Genomic DNA, 15,931 nt, shown 5'->3' on the forward strand with positions numbered 1-15,931 from the left:
GGACCGAAGTGCTGGGGCGGGGGAGGGCTGCCTGGGCCCCGTCTCCCCCTGTTCGAAGACCCTCCGGGCTCTCCTGGTGACGAGCTACCTTCTCACCAGCATGAGCGCGGCCGGCGAGGAGTCGGGACGCGTGCGGGTGACGCTCTCGGGCGAGGTGCACGCACGGGCCCAGGCCCTCCGTCCCCGTCTCGAGGACTGGAAAGGCGGCGTGCTCTCCCTGCGGGTGATGGACCCCGGCACCCTCGTGGTGGAGGCAGGCGATGAGGTGGTCGCCGCGGGCGAGCTGAACTGGGGGGAGGGCACGCGGCTGTGGGTGGAGCCGCGCCGGGGCCACCCGCCCGCACCGCTGCCCCGGTTGGTGCGCCATGAGCTCGGGGATCTTCTGTAGCTGAGGTGGGCGCGCCTCGGTGGACGGAGGGTCTCCGGTGAGAGACGGAAGAAGGGCAGTCGGAAGAGGCGGCTGTCACTCTGGCAAGAGCCCTGGTCGCGGAGTTGCAGTGCGTGCCGCCCCTGCGAGTGCTGGCGGGGAGGTGGGCAGTGGCGGGGCCGAGCGTGGAGGAGGTGATAGGGCGCGTGCTGCGCATCCAGGGGATGAGCGTGCGCGGGGTGCAGCTGGGGCCCGAGGGAGTGGTGGTGCAGGTGCGCCCGCGCCAGCGCAAGGCGCGCTGTGGAGTGTGCGGCCGGCCCGCCCCAGGCTACGACACGAAACCTGGGCGCCTGTGGCGTCACCTGGCGCTGGGAGAAACCATCTTCTGGCTGCGGTACGCTCCGCGCCGGGTGCGCTGCCGGGAGCATGGAGTGAGGGTGGAGCGGGTGCCCTGGGCGGCGCACGACTCGACATGGAAAAGGGACGGGCCGGGGCGCCCCAACGGTCGGCATGAATGTCGGAGGCAAGCCCATTGACCTTGAGTTGCTGAAACAAGCGAGCAGCATGGGGGATTGGGGTTGGAAGCCAAGCGAAGCCTGCAATTTGGCTCCAACAAGCGACTTCCGTCGTCTCCATAGTGGGCGCGCGCTCATCGGCAGGCTTGAGTTGCAGTTCAACCTGCGCTCTTTCATCGGAGTGAGGAGCAGTCGCAGTGTGCTGCATTAACAGACGAAGCGGCTCGTACTCTTCAGCAACGAGATCGACTAGTACCCGGCTCAGGCCTCGGAAAAATCGATCAGGCTTCTGACCTGCACGGGCATACTCGCGCGTCAAAAGCGCGAGTGCTGGCAGGACTTCAATTGCTGTGGCGTCCAGCGCATCCCGTAGACCAGCCATGATGGCGTCTTGGGCATTGGGATCGTTGTCTAACCGGGCCTTGATCTCGGCAGCAGCACCTTCGTCGGACGCGTTGGCGAACACCACTTCGTCCCACCACGCCAGCGCACGGGCCTTCTTGCGCTCGAAAACTTGGGGCACTGCGAAACTCAAGGCCGAAGGAATGAAGGAGAGGAGAGCGGAAGCAACCGCTGTAGCAGGATCCGTTGTCGCAGCCCCCTTCGCGAGTGCCGCCGCGCCGCTGATGGCGAGTCGCACTCGCTCAATGGCCTTCTTGGAGTCCGAAGACTTGGGGCTGTCTTCGCGGGGTGGGTCCGTTGCCTCGCCACGTGCCATTTTCTCCTCCTTGGTCTTCCTGTAGCGCGAGGTATCACCGCCCTCCGACACCGCCAATTTCCGGCCAGGAACCAGCGTCGCACCTGTCGTTTTCGCGACGGGCAGCCCTGTGCGGCGCAGTTCCACGAGAGGCCGGGGCTTGAGTCGGCCGCATCCCCGTTCCGTAGGTGCATCGCACCTGGTTGTCCGTCCCAAGACTCCGTCCTACTCCTGCCGGATGCCCGGAGGTGATGACCTACCTAGTGGGACTGCTTCCATTTCTCCGCCCTTCCATGGTACGTGATGGAGCAAGTTTGAAGTGACCAATGGGGACCTCTGCTTCCTCTTACGCGCGCCGCAGCGCACAGGAGACCACATGACCGGGACCGGCAACCCGCCCACGGAGACAGGCCGCTTCACCTTCGAGTCAGGAGGCTTCCGGTACGAGGTCTTCCGCTCCCTCCTCGAACACGTGGATTACGACACCCTGTTTCTCTCGTGGTGCAGGCCCCTGAAGGAGAAGGCACGCCGGAGGCTCGTTGTCCTGAAGCAGGTAGAAGTCCCGGAGGGCCTCAAGGGGCGGACCCGAGCCATCGAGGAAGTTCAGCTCGCCGAGCACCTTCATTATCCAAAGATCGCTCGCGTCTTCAGACTCGCGGAGCATCAGGGCGTCCCATTCGTGGTGATGGAGCACACGCCAGGAGCCTTCCTGGCCACTGTCATCGGCTCCGCACTGTTGCTGGGCCGCAAGCTCTCGCCTGCCCTCGCCGCCTGCATCGCCGCCGAGGTGGCCAACGCCCTCGACTACGCCCACCACTGCGAGGATGACCGAGGCCACCCGCTTCACATCATTCACCGTGCCGTAAGTCCCATGACCATCCGCCTTGGACGGAACGGTCGCGTGAAGCTCACGAATTTCGGTGCCGCGTTCTCCGAGCTACTCGGGCGGGCTCCAACTCCGCCGCGAGTGCTCCGAGGAAACTTCGCCTACGCGGCTCCGGAGATCATTCGCTCTATCTCCCAGAAGGGCAGAGCCGGTCTCCTCTCTCCCAAGGGCATAGACAGCAGGGCGGACATCTTCTCGCTCGGGCTCGTGCTGCTGGAGATCATCGCGGGGAGTCATCCGCTCGACCCCCAAGACGTCCTGCCATCTGAGGTGTCCAGGCGCGCGCTTCGGCTCGTCTCGGGCGTGAAGGCCGAGCACTCCGCCTGGGCCTCAATCGAGGTACTCGCGGATCGTCTCCTCCGCTTCGGTCCCGATGATGTGGAGCGCATCGCCCGGCAAGCCCCGGCCCCTCTGAAGCAGATCGCTCACCGGGCTCTTCGGAGTGACCCTTCCGAGCGTTACCAATCGGCTGCTGAGATGCGTGATGACCTCCGCGCGTATCTACGCAGTCTCCGCCAGCCCTTCGGCGCCACGGAGGCAGCGGCGGAGCTGGCCGACATCCTCGAGAAAGCATCCGCCCTCAAGCGGAAAGCAGCGCACCCTGTCGAGATTGGAGTCCTCCCGTGGCCGAAGGCGCTGAGCGTCCAGTAACCCCTGGACCGAGCAGAACGAGCAGGAAGAGCGAGAAGAAGAAGTTGATGACCCATCTGGCAGCGGTCGTGCGTGAAGCTCGCAAGAAGACTGAGCTGACCCAGGCGGATGTCGCGGACCGCGTTGGCATCGTCACCGAAGTGTTCGGTCGGATTGAGCGAGGATACCTACTCCCGAGCGTTGCGACCTTTCGCAGGTTGTGCCGTGTGCTTCGCCTCGATGCGAACGTCGTCCTGGCACTCGATATCGAGAAGGCTCCTTCGTGGCTGAAGGAGCCTGAACCCGAGGCAGATGATCCGCCCGAGCTGCGCCGACTGGTGAGAACGATTCGCCGCATGGACGCTGCGCAGGTATCCGTCATGCTCAGCACCGCCAATGCGCTGGTGAAACACACAGCGCAACAGCCAGATGATCAGGCCGAGTAGGCGATGGCTCTACCTGGTTCAATCCTCGAAGGACGAAGCAAGTACGGTCAGAACCTTGCTGAGCACCTTCAAGCGCTTCGGCGACCACGTCCGGAGCTGGTGGAGGATGCGTCGCAGCTCCGGCGAGAGGTTGCCCTCTGGGGGAGCTTCATCGACTGTGGCCGCAACCTGAGAAGGGCTCACTCCCATCAGCGCGTCGGACGAGATACCCAAAACGATGCTGATCCTCCGCAGGCTCGGGACGGACGGCATCATGTCGCCACGCTCGATACGTCCGTAGACTCCTGGAACGAGCCCCACCTTCTGGGCAACTTGGGCTTGAGTGAGTCCGAGGCGTTCCCGAGCAGCGCGAGCTACTTCTCCGAGGGAGCGCTGAAGTTCTTCGTCCATGGTGGCCGTCTACCACGATGGACGGGGGGCCGGGGCTTGCGGCGTGCAGCTCGTCATCCTCGGAATTGCTAGGCTCCGTGTTCTCGGAGGTGCGTCGTGGGATTGGTCTACAGGCTGCCGGAAACCAAAGAGCTGGTCGGGGGCTACCTCATCGTCGAGAAGCTCGGCAGAGGCAGCTACGGCCACGTCTACAAGGCCGAGCAGGCCGGATGCTTCTACGCCGTCAAGATCCTCCAGGGCCGCTTGTTGAATGACCGGGCCAGGCGCGAGATCGGCATCCTGAACCACCTGAATCATCCCGATGTCGTCCGCTTCTTTGGATGCGGCTACTGGCCGGACCCCGACACCGGCCACCCCTTCATCGTCATGGAGTTCGCCGGGGGCCGGACACTGGAGACGTATGTGTCGGAGGAGAATCCCTCGGCTCTTAGGTCCGCGCGCATCATCTTGGATATCGGCCTGACGCTCGGGGAAGTCCTCCGGCAAGGCGTCATGCACAGGGACCTCAAGCCGGACAACGTCATCATCCGGGATGGGAACGCGAGGCCGCTGCTGATCGACTTCGGGGTGAGCACGCTCACGGGGCTCCCAGCCCCGACCAGCTCGCGCCTTCCGCCGGGAACCATCGAGTTCCGCGCGCCGGAGGCGTGGCGCTTCAGCAGAGAGAACGATTCCGGGAGCTACGACTACAGCCCAGCGGACGAGCTTTGGGCCCTCGGGGTGTCGTTCTATTGGCTGCTGACGGACATCCTTCCGTTCGGAGACCGGGAGGACGAAGAAGAGGGCGGGCTCGCAGAGCGCATCCTCCATCAGACACCCGTGGCGCCGCACGTTCTCAATCCCCGCGTGCCGCGAACGCTCTCCGACATCTGCATGCGGATGTTGGAGAAGGACCCGGCGGCGCGCTACGGGAGCGTAGTCGAGTTCTGCGCGGCGCTCGATGCGGCCATGGCCAACGCCGAGGCCGATGCAAGCTGGGACCTCCCGCTGTTCGAGCCGGACACGCCTCACACCAGGACGACCGAGGAAGATCCCGCGCTGGTGGATGTGGCCGACTCGAAGCGCTGGCTCCGACGTTGGCTGAAGAAAGAGCACCGGAGAGGCCGGAAGCCACCGAAGAAGGCTCCTGCTCCCGTGGCCGAAGTGCTCGCCGCCATCCCGGAAGAGAAGGCGCCCGTTGTTGCTGCTGGCCCTGTCCCGGAGCCGGTTGCGCCTCCTGCATCCCAAGCCCCGGCCCCTTTCGAAGCGCCACGAGCGGCAGCAGCTCCGACCCCTCCGGTGTCGCGTCGTCGCTCTCGTTTCGCCGCAGCAGCGGGAGGCGCGGCTGTGGTGCTCAGCGCGCTCCTGTTCGCTACTTCGTTGCGCTCTCCCCCTGGGGCGATGCCACTCGATGCGTCGTCCGAGGCCACTCCCACTCGACAAGCCGAGTCCGGTCGTGAAGTGGCACAATCCGCGAAGCCGCTGGATCCTCCAAGCGGAGAAGGCGCCGAGCCCGCGATGGGCTCCATTTCTGCGCCTGTGATGATCACGATGCTTCGCATGGACGACAGCAGCGAGAAGCCCCAACAGAAGAAGACGAAGGTTCTCGGACGCGCTGCCAAGGTCATCGGTACGGGCTTGGTTTGCAATGCGCTGGCGGGATGTCCGACCCCCCAACACGTGCGGCCGACTCCGGAACCTGCTCCGTGTCCGGCAGGTGCGGTCGAAACGATGAAGACGCTCGGCGTCGAAGGCCAACATCCCGCCACCTTTCACCTCACCATTAGGGACGCAACGAACGTCACCGTGAAGGAGGGGGACACCACCCTCAGGCTTGTTGGGGAATGGGGGAAGTTGCCGAACAAAACGCTCTTGTCCGGGCGGCTGATCTTCGGCGACGGGCGCGTATTCGGGAGAATCACCGAAGCCAAAGTGCCGGGCGGAGACACGTTCAAGGTCTGCCTGGAAATGAGGGACGTGGAGGGAGGGCGAGGAGCCATTCGGGAGCCGGATGGAGGCCCGGAGAGCGCACGGATCTTCTCCACGGTGGTGGTGAATGCCGTCAGCAGCTTCGAATAAGGGCCAGTCGAGCGGTCAGCACCATCGTTCTTCGGAGTCTTCTTCCCGTGTTTGCTTCGTCGCCTACTACGTTCCTGGTGCTGCTTCTCGCGGCTACTCCCGTCGCCTCGCAGACGTGCCCTCCTCCCGGAGAGAGCGAAGGCCGCTGCATCGAGCTGGCGGCGGATGGTACGGATGAAGTTGCCGAAGTGCAGATCAGCCCGGGACAGACAACCACCTTCGTTTTCGACTCGGACTTACGAGCGGACGAGCTGACGCTGGAGAGTCGCGAGCGCTTCGAAGTAGCTGACCCTGGGAAGCGCACTCTTACGCTCGTCCCTTCGGAGAAGATACGCGGAGAGAAGCCCAGCCAAGCGACGGTGTGCTTCACTGATGTTGCTTCTCCCGAGTGTGCGACATTCCGATTGGTCGTTCATCCGGCGATTGCCGAGCGGCAGGTGACGATCTTCCGCCATGCACGCTCGGTGGACTCGGTCCAGGCCGAGTTGAGGAAGACGCGCGAGGAGAACTCGGAATTGCGCGCCGAGAACGCACGGATTCGTGCGGAACATGACCGGCCTGCTGGACTGCTCGGGCTGTTCGCCTCGGGCATGGTGGACGAGAAGGGCATCCCTTCTCAGGACATCACCAAGCGCATTACGACACGCGAGAGCAACTCCCTCGCGAAGACGACGGTAACGGCCTTCCGCGCTCCTGGTCGGGTCGCCATCGGGTTGTGGCTGGAGAACCCGGATGCGGCGAAGTCGTGGACACTGCAAGGCGCGGTATTGGTCGGACCCAAGGGGGAGCAACTGGAGGCATCCTTCTGGCCAGCCGAGCCGATCCCCCCAGGGGAGTGGCGCCGCGTCTGGATCGAGGTGATGGCACCGGACGCAAGGACAGAGGGCCCCTTCACCCTGAAGCTTTGGGAAGCTGACGGCCAACGAACCTTCGTCATCGGGAACGTGACCTTCCCGGCTTTGACTGTGGGACCGGGGCTTTGAAGAGGGCCCCGCCCGCTTGTCTCGACGCGGGGGAGTTGCATCACTTCAAGCCCCGGCCCGGCTCTACTTCAGCCCTCGGACTCTTCCGATTTCGACTGCGCCCGATTCGGAAGCCCCGGTCCCTCGGAGAAGATGATCCTGCCTCCGGCGTTTGCCTCCTCGGGGTCATCTCCCGTCACGGCTCGGGTAATCTCGGCAATGACCCGCCGCGCACTCGCACGGTTCGGAGCGTGGACCGCGATCTCCACCTCCACGTCATCTTCAGTTTCGAGCTCTCGCGGGGACTTGCGCCCCATGGCCATCGCTCGGCTCCGCACACCCTGGAAGAGACAAGGCAGTTGCGCGCCGCCATCAAGTTGCCTGAGGATTTGACCAGAGGGGCACCATGAGCCGACGGCCCCTGTGGGCAGTCCTGGCGTCAGGTGAGCCAACACGGCTGGAGAGCCGCGCCTACGATGCGTTGTATCTGGAGAAAGGCGAGGAGGACAAAGAAGGGCCGCCCTTCGAGATGAGCCTTGGGAGTGGCCGCTACCACGCCCTCGTGGGAACAAACCCCATTGACGTAGGCGCCGAGATTCAAATCGCCAAGGAACTTTCACTCGAATGTGACGAGCCTGTGTTCTCGATTGATCGCGCCAACGACCCGTGGACCGTCATGTCATGGAGGAAGGGCACTCCGGATGTCCTGGAGGAGGATCCAGAGGCCCTGGCGACGTCCCTGGGTTGTCCGCTGCCACGCCGCGAGGAACCACTGAGCCACGTCGCGAAAACGCTGTTGCGGCATGTCGCATGGGTTGAAGGCGTTCGGGCCTCCGAGGCACATCGCGCGCTGGAGGAAGAATACGGAGGACCCCTCTCTCCGGGGCGCTACCACCTGGAGGACACACCACGAGGCGTGCGGGTCTCCAGCGAAACGGGCGACATAGGATTCGCTGATGTCAACCTGTCGGAGCGCCTCCCCAATGCGATCGTCTATGGAGTGATCGCCTCCCCAGGCTTGGACGTCTTTATTGTCAACAGACTTGAAGGAGGCGAGTGCATCGGGCAGTTCGCGCAGCCGCCTCGGGAGGACTCATTCATGCCAGTTGTCAGCGAAATCAAGGGCGAGCGCTCTCCCGAGCGGATCCTCGAGGCGCTGGGCATCCCCGCGGAGTGGTTCCGGAATGAGTGAGGAGGGCCAACATGCTGGAGGAAACGAAGCCGTTGCGCGCGGCACGTGGGCCAGCCCGGATTATCAATCCCGGGACCCCCTGAGGCAGGAGGCAGAGCATGTCCGTGGCCATCTTGATCGAGTTCAAGGACCCGAAACGGGACGAGCTCTACATTCCGCTGGCACCCGAGGGGGCCTACAGCAGTGAGTGGGTGCCACTGGCGAAGCAACTCGGGCTCGGTTGGCTACCCTTGTTCCAGACGGGAACCAGCGTGAATGTCGAGGATCTGCCCACGGTCATGGGCGAGTTCCAGCGTCTGCGCGACGTGCTCTCGGAGGATCGGAGCAGGCCGGCGATGGTGGAACGTCTGGATTTCGTCCTCGAGCGTCTTCAGGGCGTGGACAGCCAGCAGGTCGCTGAAATCTTCATCGGGTAGGGCACCCGCTCGTGACAACACCCCGGCTCAGCGCTCGGGGATGTCCGCCAGCTTGAGCTTGAACTGCGTCGTCTTGCCCGCCCGGATGGGAACCGACAGTTGCCGCCGCTTTCCATCCGCGCCCTTGATCCGCAGCAGGTGTCTGCCCACCGGCACCGGCTTCTTGATGAGCGGCGTCTTCCCCAACGAGCGCCCGTTCAGGAACACCTCGGCCTCCGGCAGGACCACCAGCGTCAGCGTGCCCTGCTTCACGCCGCGCACCGGCTCGTCGTCACCGTCCTTCTTCGCCGGCTCCTCCGCGGGCTCCTGCTTCTGCTCCGAAGCCCGCGCCTGCTCGGCCGCCGGTGCGGTGGGCTCCGGCTCCGCCTTCTTCTGCCCCCCGGGAGGCTCGATGGGCGTCATCGGTGACATGTCCGCCAGCGGCATGGGAATGGGCGTCCCGTCCGCCTCCTGGGCCTTCATCGCCGAGAACAGCCTCACCGCCCCGTAGCCCGCGCTCCCTCCCACCACCAGCAGCGCGATCAGCGCCGCCCAGAACATCCCCGTTCCCTTCCGCGCGGGCTGCTCCGTCGTCCGCGTGTCCCTCTCCGCCAGGGGCGCCTCCCGCGTCACCCGCCTCCCCGTGGTGTGTACCCCCGTCGCCGGCGCCTCCCCCGTCTCCGCCCTCCTCGCCCTCTGGCCCCGCGCGAGCATCGTCTCCTTCGGATCCGCCCGCCGCGTCTCCTCCGGCTTCTCCGCACGCGTACCCGGCCGTGGAGAGTCCGGCGCCGTGGAGGCCATCCCCGGATCCTCCCGGCCCCCCAACATCCGCGCCGTCTCCGAGTCCACCGGCTCCTTCGCCGACTCGACGCTCTCCAACAGCCGGCGCGTCGCCTGCATCCGGTCCCCGAAGTGCTCGAGCATGAAGGCCGCGCGCTGCTCCGCGTCCATCAGCAGCCCGCCCGCCGCGGCTTCGATGGCCCTCGCCATCTCCCGGCCGCTCGCGTAGCGCTCCTCCCGTTCGCGCGCCAGGGCCTTGAGCACCACCGTGGACACCTCCGGCGGCAGCGTGGGCACCTTCTCCCCCGGCACCGGAATGGGCGCGTCCAGGATCATCTCCATCTCCTGGCGCTCGTTCTCCCCCGAGAAGAGGCGCTCACCCGTGAGCAGCTCGTGCAGCATCACGCCGGCGGCGAACAAGTCACTGCGCCCATCCAGCGGCTCGCCCCGCACCTGCTCGGGGGACATGTACCCGGTGGTGCCCTTCACCATGCCCACCTGGGTGCGCACCACCCCGTCGCGCGCCTTGGCGATGCCGAAGTCCAGCAGCTTCACCCCCCCGTCGTACGTCACCATCACGTTCTTCTGGGCCACGTCCCGGTGGATGACGGGCGAGGGCTTGCCCCCGGGCGTGGTGAAGGCATGCGCGTAGTGCAGCGCCAGGCACACGTCCCGCACCACCGCCAGGCTGAAGCCCGCCGGCAGCACCTTGCCCCGGCGCCGGCACACGTGCGCCACCTGGTTCAGGTTCTGCCCCGCGATGAACTCCATCGCCAGGAAGAAGCCCTCGCCGTCCTGCCCCAGCTCGAATACCTGGCCGATGTTCGGGTGGTTGAGCGCCGCGGTGATGCGCGCTTCATCCAGGAACATCTTCTCGAACTGATCATCCCCGCGTGCGTCCGGCAGCACCCGTTTGAGTGCTACATACTTGCGGAACCCGCCCGGCCCCGACGTGTAGCCCAGGAAGAGCTCGGCCATGCCACCCACCGACAGTTGGGTGAGCACCTGATATCTTCCGATTCGCTCGCCCTGGTGCGGATCGGGAATGGCGGAATGCATGGCCGCACCATAGCCCACACACCCTGTGGACGGCCTGTGGATGGCGGGGGCCGGCGCTGTGGATAACCCAGGGGATGATCCACACCCTGTGGAAGCCCGGGGATAAGCGCCAACTTCCCCACATGTAGCAGGTTCGGGATTCCTCAGTGGTTCCGCGAGCTTACTGACTTCTCCACAAGCCCACAGCCCCTGCTGTTACCCCTGATCAATATAAATACCTATTCACTCAGTACAGAAACAGAGGGCCCTGGGGACAAGTGGAACTGTGGAGAACGGCCCCCGCCGGACGTCCCTGCCCGAGCCCTCAGTGCCGGCCGCGGATGAGCGAGACGAGGGTGAGGCGGGCGCGGGGTGCGTCCAGCTCGATCCCCACGTCGCAGCCGGCCAGGAGGAACTCCAGGGTGACGGGGCCGTGGCGGGGCAGCAGGCATCGCTCCTGCCAGGCCTGGACGGCGAGCCGGAAGAGCTCTCCCAGCAGGGTGTGCCGGGTGTCGGAAGGCAGCTGGTCCATTCCGGGCTGGAGCTCGTACGGGATGCAGACCGTGAAGGCCTGCGCCAATTGCTCGGAAATGGCGGATTCGATGGAAGCCATGACCTGGGAACCTGCCAGAAGCATACCGGGGGTGGAGCCCGTGATTCCGGGGGTTTGGCGGGGCTCGCCCGGGGGTGGACCGTAGAAACGCCAGTGCGCGCGAGGGTGGGCTGGTGAACGGGAGGGAGGTGGAGGTGGGGCGGGCCCCCTCGTCGCTCGGGGGGGCGAGGGCTATAGGCGTGAGAGCGGGGGCTCACGCATGGCGCGCGGAACGACAGTGGACGGCTGGGGACGGGTGCTGGCGGCGATGCTGTTGTGCGGGCTGCTGGGGGCCTGCCGTGAGGAGCAACCGCCCCTGGTGGGCTCCTCCAGCCAGGTGCGCTTCTCGCAGGAGGCGCTGGCCTTTCCGGCCACGTACGTGGGTGCCTCGCGGGAGGCCTCGGTCCGGGTGGTGAGCGCGGGCCGCTCCGGGGTGGGGGTGGTGTGGAACGGGGTGCAGGGGCCCTTCTCGGCGGAGGGGCTGCCCCCGGAGGTGAGGCCCTCGGAGGAAGCCACGGTGAAGGTGCGCTTCGCCCCCAGCGCCGAGGGGGCGTTCTCGGCCACGCTGGTGGGCACGGACGAGGCGGGCCGCACGGTGACGCTGGCGCTGTCGGGGGAGGCCCGGCTGGCGCCCCCCTGTCCCATGCCCTCGGCCTGCCACCGCTTCCGGTTCGACACCGGGCGCGAGGAGTGCGTGGAGGAGGTGCTGGAGGACGGCACGGGGTGCGATCCGGGCAACGCGTGCGTGCTGGACGCGGTGTGCCAGCAGGGCCGCTGCAAGGGGCGCGAGCGCGTGTGTGACGACGGCAACGCGTGCACCACGGACGTGTGCGGCCCGCTGGATGGGTGCCAGTCGGTGCCCGCGCCGCCGTGCCCGGGGGATGGGGCGTGCCAGGAGGGGTGGTGCGATCCGGCGCGGGGCTGCCAGTCGAGGCCCGCTCGCAACGGCACCTTCTGTGGCGAGGCCCGGGGGTGCGACCTGGCGGACGTGTGCGTGGAGGGGGCGTGCGTGAAGAGGGATCCTCCGGACAACTTCGTGTGCGCGCCGGCGTCGCCGTGCCAGGGAGAGGGGCGGTGCCGGGGCTCGGTGTGCGAGCGGCCGCCGGCGAGGCCGCTGGTGCCGGACTGGACGTACGACGCGGCGGCCCAGGAGCGGAAGCTGCACGATCTGCTGGTGGGCCCCGAGGGGGACGTGACGCTGGCGGGCTTCTTCGAGAAGCCGGTGCTGGACGCGGCGGGGGACGCGCCAGTGCAGGCGCAGGTGACGGGGCGGCGGTGCATGTTGTGGAACGAGCGGCTGCTGTGCATGGACCTGCCGCAGCAGGGGACGGTGTCGCTGATGGAGCGGGCGACGGCGGCGCCGCGGTGGAGCTTCGATCTGGGGAGGGCGAGGCCGGACATCGCGCGGCAGTCCTCGACGCTCTTCATGGCGCGGCTGGCGGTGATGGCGCCGGACCGGCTGGCGGCGCTCTTCGAGGCGTACCCGGCGGGGCAGGACTCGAGGACGCAGTGCCGGCTGTACTACCTGGTGGTGCTGGACGCGGCGGGAGGGCTGGTGTCGGCGCAGCTGCTGGAGGATCCGCTGCTGTCCGAGTGCAACCACCCGCACCCGTTCGGGCTGGCGTCGGATCCCGCCGGGGACCTGTACGTGACGTTCAGCCCGACGGTGAACCCGGGGGCGCCGTTGAGGGCGGGGGCACCGACGCTGGTGATGGCGTTCTCGTCGGATGGGGTGCCGCGCTGGAGGAGGACGCTGCCCTTTCCGGGAGGAGAGCTGGGGCTGGTGCGGGGGCTGCTGATGCCGGAGGGCGGGACGCAGCCGTTGCGCACGTCGGATGGAGAGCCGGTGGGGACGCTGCCGTTGAAGCTGGGGAGGGCGGTGGCGACGCGCGAGGTGCTGGTGCCGAGCCCCGCGGGAGCGACGGTGAACCCGGACGTGGTGCCGCTGGAGTCTCCGCGGTTGGAGGGGTACGCGGTGCCGGGGTTGGAGCGGGAGTGGACGTACCAGTTGCCGGCGGGGGCGAGCTTCGTATCGAAGGAGCTGCGGCTGGGGGCGTGGCCGGAGGGAGGGGTGAAGCGGACGATGGTGCTGGGTTTCGCGACGGAGGGACGGCAGCCGGTGCTGGTGGGCGTGAGGGCGGGGGATGGGAGCGAGGCCTTCCGGTGCGAGCTGGGCTACACACCGCGGACGATTCCGCAGCTCTTCGAGCTGGGGCCGGGGTCGCTGACGATGATGGACGGGGCGACGAGCTGCGGGGAGTGCGATCCGCCCTTCTCGGAGAGCCGGGCGCGATTCCAGCGCTTCACGCTGCCGGGGCTGGAGCCGGCCGAGGCGCCCTGGCCGGGGACGTTCGGCGGGCCGGGACATGATCACCACGAGGATCCAGTGCGCGCGGCGCCGTGAGACGGCCCATGAATCTTGTCGCATGAACCGGAGAGGAGGGATTCCGGAACATCACCTCTCAGGTCACGAAAAGGGTGCATTCCCGCCGCGCGGCGTCTAACGTTCCAGGGGATGACCATCTCCTGGCTACCCGCTCAGCTCGAAGCTGTGTCCGAAGTGCTCGACAGGTACCCTGCGGAGAGCAATCGCTGTGAGTCGGCTGCAAGGGAGCTCCTCCCCATTGCTCGTCAGCTCGAGGTGGCGGCGCGAGCACACAAGCTGGTTCCTGTTGAAGGTCGCTTCCTGGTTCCCAAGCGGGGGGTACGTTGGTGGGAGCATGTCGCCGTGCACGTGCAACAGCATGTCGTCGATGCACTGACCGGGGCCCATGGCACTCCCGAGCAGTCCTATCTTGACCAGCACTACCTGTACCCCGACCGCCTGGCCTGGCGGGACTGGGACGAGAAGGAAGTGGCGGTGAAGCAATGAGCCTGTTGCAACGGACCCTGCTCGAATTCATTGACGAGCGGCTCGAATCGCTCCTCCGGGTGCCTGAGATGTGGGGCTCGGACGAGAGCGTCGAGTTGCAGCTCCTGCAGTTGCTGGAGTTCCGCCTGCTCACCCTGAGCCCCTCCTTGAAGGAGGAGGTGGCGAGGGTTCAACAGGAATACGTTCAATACGTTCGGGGGATGTTTCCAGGTGAGCCGCCCGAGTCGCTGGCCACGTTGCTGTCGAGGCATGGACGCGGCGCGGAACTGACCGGCGTGCTGCGGGGGTTCGTTGACATGGAGCGGAGAAGGGCCCAGGAGGCCCTGGATCGATTTCCCTCGGGCAGGCGGTTGCTCGATGATGTGCCCGGCCAGCACCGTCCCCTTCGTCACTACGAGTTGAATTGATGTACGCCACAGCGCATCGGGTGTCCCGGAACGGCCAGACGGGCGTCAACGCCTTCTTGTACCTGCATGGCCGGGACTTTCCCTGGCCCGAGGATGCCTCCTCGCTCCCGGAGACGGAGCCTGGAACACCCACGGATCGTCAATCCATCTCCGTTCCGCCTGGGCGCAATACCGTTCACTCCTATCTGGACGTGCTCGCTCCAGATGGAACTCCCCGGTCTGTACTCCTCGAGGCCTTGAAGCTGTTCCGCCAGGATGTCTCCGAGCGAAGCAACCCGGCTCGCTTCATCTTCGGCCAGGTCACCCTGCGATTTGGAGTACAGATCCGCCTCGAGCCGGAGCGCGAATCCGAACTCGAGGGGCTGCTTGCGACCCTGGAGCAGGTGTTGCCGTGAATCCGGAGGCATTCTCCGCATTCCGCCAGACGCGTTTCGATGGAGGGACGCCCGAGGAGCATCCGGGGGAGCACCCGTTCCTGCCTCGCGTTCCCGCCCCTAGCTTGAGGGTATCGACGAAAGGCGGTGACACCGTGACACAGCCCCCGTTTCCGCGGTGCGGCCTCCTCGCTCCCCTGGCGGCGGTGCTGGTGCTGTGTCTGGGACCGTCCGCCACGGCCCAGGTCACCGTCTCCGCCCAGGAGCCCCTCCTGCTCCAGGTGGGCGAGCGCCGCTTCCAGCTCCAGGTGGGCCCCCAATCCATCTCCGGCGGCGGGCTCGAGCTGCACCGTGCCCAGGGAGGCCTGCGCGGCACGTTGAAGGGCCAGCCCGTGGAGCTGAAGTGGCGCGGGGACGGTTCCATCAGCGGCCAAGTGGCCGGAGCGTCCGTACAGCTCGACGCCGTCCGCCGCACCCCCCAGCCCGGGCTCGTCCTGCGCGGTTGGTTCGGCGCGGACCCGGCCGAGCTGACGCTGACACCCACGGGCATCTCCGGCAGCATGGGCGGCTGTGCCTACTCGCTGCCCCTGGCCGGCAACCGCTACACGGGCTGGCGCACGTGCGACGCCACCCGCGGCCCGCCCGCTCCCGTGACGCTGCGGATTCCCGAGAACATCGTCCCGCTCGGCCTCGCGGAGGAAGGCGCCCTCCTGGCCCTCCTGCTCTCGGACGAGGCCCTCCCTCCCGCTCCCTCCCCGGGGACGGACACCGGGCGTGGGCGGCGCGGGCACCCCATCTCCATAGAGGAGAACCCAGACACAGGAGGCTCCCATGGCACGCAAGGCGTTGGCATGGCTCGCCGTGCTCGGGCTGGTGGCCCCGGCGGGCGCGCAGGAGCAGTGGGGCGGAGATCTCCCCGACAACATGGACGAGTTCCGCCAGACGCCGCTCACGGATGACACCCCCGTCACCCCGGATGACACTCCCGTCACCGACGAAGAGGCGGGCGTGGGCGGCTCGGGGACGGCCGGTACCGGCGACGAAGCCCGGGCGGGCGAGCTCTACGGCGAGGTGGTCAGCGTGCGGGGGGAGCAACTGTGGCTGCGGCATGGCGGGGCCGTCTTCCCGCTCGAGCTGACGGAGGAGACGCGCTTCGCTCCGGACCGGAGCCAGGCGCTCCAGCCCGGACAGGAGGTGCGGGCGCGCTTCACGCTCGAGGGGGACGGTTATGTGGTGAACGCCCTGGAGCCAGCGGGGCAGGTGCCGGCGGCGAAGCAGCCAGGGGAACGGTGAGGGAGAAGAACGGAGTGCGTGCACGCGGCGCCGGTCT

The 15,931-nt window shown here is 67.0% G+C and carries 17 protein-coding genes; 14 read left to right on the forward strand and 3 right to left on the reverse strand.

Going from position 1 to position 15,931, the window contains the following annotated elements:
* Positions 1–76: 76 nt before the first annotated feature.
* The 4 genes from Q664_RS25975 (at position 77) to Q664_RS25990 (ending at position 3,541) form a co-directional block, all read left to right on the forward strand.
* The gene (locus tag Q664_RS25975) at positions 77–388 is read left to right on the forward strand and encodes a hypothetical protein (RefSeq protein ID WP_152622338.1); all 312 of its coding nucleotides are present in this window, start codon (positions 77–79) and stop codon (positions 386–388) included.
* A 113-nt stretch (positions 389–501) separates the two neighbouring features.
* Positions 502–903 carry a transposase family protein gene (locus Q664_RS25980; protein ID WP_152622339.1) on the forward strand — a complete coding sequence of 134 codons (402 nt, stop codon included), beginning with the start codon at positions 502–504 and terminating at the stop codon, positions 901–903.
* A gap of 1,052 nt (positions 904–1,955) precedes the next feature.
* A complete protein-coding gene (locus Q664_RS25985; protein WP_052518681.1) occupies positions 1,956–3,116 on the forward strand; it encodes a serine/threonine-protein kinase in 1,161 nt (386 codons plus the stop codon).
* A 47-nt stretch (positions 3,117–3,163) separates the two neighbouring features.
* The gene (locus Q664_RS25990; protein WP_063934759.1) at positions 3,164–3,541 is read left to right on the forward strand and encodes a helix-turn-helix domain-containing protein; all 378 of its coding nucleotides are present in this window, start codon (positions 3,164–3,166) and stop codon (positions 3,539–3,541) included.
* 18 nt (positions 3,542–3,559) lie between these two features.
* Here Q664_RS25990 and Q664_RS25995 read toward each other — a convergent pair whose 3' ends face one another.
* Positions 3,560–3,931: a helix-turn-helix domain-containing protein gene (locus Q664_RS25995; RefSeq protein ID WP_043401278.1), complete on the reverse strand. Its 372-nt coding sequence runs from the start codon at positions 3,929–3,931 to the stop codon at positions 3,560–3,562.
* 96 nt (positions 3,932–4,027) lie between these two features.
* Between Q664_RS25995 and Q664_RS26000 the strand changes: the two genes are divergently transcribed.
* The 4 genes from Q664_RS26000 (at position 4,028) to Q664_RS26020 (ending at position 8,559) form a co-directional block, all read left to right on the forward strand.
* Positions 4,028–5,989, forward strand: coding sequence for a serine/threonine protein kinase (locus Q664_RS26000; RefSeq protein ID WP_043401281.1), 1,962 nt, complete (start codon positions 4,028–4,030; stop codon positions 5,987–5,989).
* 47 nt (positions 5,990–6,036) lie between these two features.
* Positions 6,037–6,972 (forward strand): DUF2381 family protein, encoded by a 936-nt coding sequence (locus Q664_RS26005; RefSeq protein ID WP_043401284.1) that lies wholly within the window; start codon positions 6,037–6,039, stop codon positions 6,970–6,972.
* A 385-nt stretch (positions 6,973–7,357) separates the two neighbouring features.
* Positions 7,358–8,143 carry a hypothetical protein gene (locus Q664_RS26015; RefSeq protein ID WP_152622340.1) on the forward strand — a complete coding sequence of 262 codons (786 nt, stop codon included), beginning with the start codon at positions 7,358–7,360 and terminating at the stop codon, positions 8,141–8,143.
* Positions 8,144–8,241: 98 nt separating this feature from the next.
* Positions 8,242–8,559, forward strand: a complete 318-nt coding sequence (locus tag Q664_RS26020) for a hypothetical protein (protein WP_043401294.1) — start codon at positions 8,242–8,244, stop codon at positions 8,557–8,559.
* Positions 8,560–8,586: 27 nt separating this feature from the next.
* Here Q664_RS26020 and Q664_RS26025 read toward each other — a convergent pair whose 3' ends face one another.
* Together Q664_RS26025 and Q664_RS26030 are read right to left on the reverse strand one after the other, a co-directional pair.
* On the reverse strand, positions 8,587–10,377 hold the full coding sequence (locus tag Q664_RS26025; RefSeq protein ID WP_043401297.1) for a protein kinase domain-containing protein: 1,791 nt from the start codon (positions 10,375–10,377) through the stop codon (positions 8,587–8,589).
* 304 nt (positions 10,378–10,681) lie between these two features.
* Entirely contained in the window at positions 10,682–10,969 is a 288-nt protein-coding gene (locus Q664_RS26030) for a hypothetical protein (RefSeq protein ID WP_043401385.1), read from the reverse strand.
* 199 nt (positions 10,970–11,168) lie between these two features.
* Between Q664_RS26030 and Q664_RS26035 the strand changes: the two genes are divergently transcribed.
* The 6 genes from Q664_RS26035 (at position 11,169) to Q664_RS26060 (ending at position 15,894) form a co-directional block, all read left to right on the forward strand.
* Positions 11,169–13,352, forward strand: a complete 2,184-nt coding sequence (locus Q664_RS26035) for a hypothetical protein (RefSeq protein ID WP_043401301.1) — start codon at positions 11,169–11,171, stop codon at positions 13,350–13,352.
* 111 nt (positions 13,353–13,463) lie between these two features.
* The gene (locus Q664_RS59320) at positions 13,464–13,820 is read left to right on the forward strand and encodes a hypothetical protein (RefSeq protein WP_160174501.1); all 357 of its coding nucleotides are present in this window, start codon (positions 13,464–13,466) and stop codon (positions 13,818–13,820) included.
* Positions 13,817–14,227 (forward strand): hypothetical protein, encoded by a 411-nt coding sequence (locus tag Q664_RS26045; RefSeq protein ID WP_043401305.1) that lies wholly within the window; start codon positions 13,817–13,819, stop codon positions 14,225–14,227. The genes Q664_RS59320 and Q664_RS26045 overlap by 4 nt, the downstream gene beginning before the upstream one ends.
* Complete coding sequence (locus Q664_RS26050) at positions 14,227–14,622, forward strand: hypothetical protein (protein ID WP_043401308.1); 396 nt, start codon at positions 14,227–14,229, stop codon at positions 14,620–14,622. The genes Q664_RS26045 and Q664_RS26050 overlap by 1 nt, the downstream gene beginning before the upstream one ends.
* Before the next feature lie 134 nt (positions 14,623–14,756).
* Positions 14,757–15,560, forward strand: a complete 804-nt coding sequence (locus Q664_RS26055; RefSeq protein ID WP_052518684.1) for a hypothetical protein — start codon at positions 14,757–14,759, stop codon at positions 15,558–15,560.
* The gene (locus tag Q664_RS26060; protein ID WP_043401310.1) at positions 15,526–15,894 is read left to right on the forward strand and encodes a hypothetical protein; all 369 of its coding nucleotides are present in this window, start codon (positions 15,526–15,528) and stop codon (positions 15,892–15,894) included. Before Q664_RS26055 ends, Q664_RS26060 begins: the two co-directional genes overlap by 35 nt.
* The last annotated feature ends 37 nt before the right edge of the window (positions 15,895–15,931 follow it).

This window comes from Archangium violaceum Cb vi76 (assembly GCF_000733295.1).
In the GTDB taxonomy this organism is placed as follows: Bacteria; Myxococcota; Myxococcia; order Myxococcales; family Myxococcaceae; genus Archangium; species Archangium violaceum.

Bases quoted from the DNA above. Each gene is read 5' to 3' on its own strand.
- Q664_RS25985 (WP_052518681.1), top strand. From the start codon at position 1,956: ATGACCGGGACCGGCAACCCGCCCACGGAGACAGGCCGCTTCACCTTC.
- Q664_RS25990 (WP_063934759.1), top strand. From the start codon at position 3,164: ATGACCCATCTGGCAGCGGTCGTGCGTGAAGCTCGCAAGAAGACTGAG.
- Q664_RS25995 (WP_043401278.1), bottom strand. From the start codon at position 3,931: ATGGACGAAGAACTTCAGCGCTCCCTCGGAGAAGTAGCTCGCGCTGCT.
- Q664_RS26015 (WP_152622340.1), top strand. From the start codon at position 7,358: ATGAGCCGACGGCCCCTGTGGGCAGTCCTGGCGTCAGGTGAGCCAACA.
- Q664_RS26020 (WP_043401294.1), top strand. From the start codon at position 8,242: ATGTCCGTGGCCATCTTGATCGAGTTCAAGGACCCGAAACGGGACGAG.
- Q664_RS26025 (WP_043401297.1), bottom strand. From the start codon at position 10,377: ATGCATTCCGCCATTCCCGATCCGCACCAGGGCGAGCGAATCGGAAGA.
- Q664_RS26030 (WP_043401385.1), bottom strand. From the start codon at position 10,969: ATGGCTTCCATCGAATCCGCCATTTCCGAGCAATTGGCGCAGGCCTTC.
- Q664_RS26035 (WP_043401301.1), top strand. From the start codon at position 11,169: ATGGCGCGCGGAACGACAGTGGACGGCTGGGGACGGGTGCTGGCGGCG.
- Q664_RS59320 (WP_160174501.1), top strand. From the start codon at position 13,464: ATGACCATCTCCTGGCTACCCGCTCAGCTCGAAGCTGTGTCCGAAGTG.
- Q664_RS26045 (WP_043401305.1), top strand. From the start codon at position 13,817: ATGAGCCTGTTGCAACGGACCCTGCTCGAATTCATTGACGAGCGGCTC.
- Q664_RS26050 (WP_043401308.1), top strand. From the start codon at position 14,227: ATGTACGCCACAGCGCATCGGGTGTCCCGGAACGGCCAGACGGGCGTC.
- Q664_RS26060 (WP_043401310.1), top strand. From the start codon at position 15,526: ATGGACGAGTTCCGCCAGACGCCGCTCACGGATGACACCCCCGTCACC.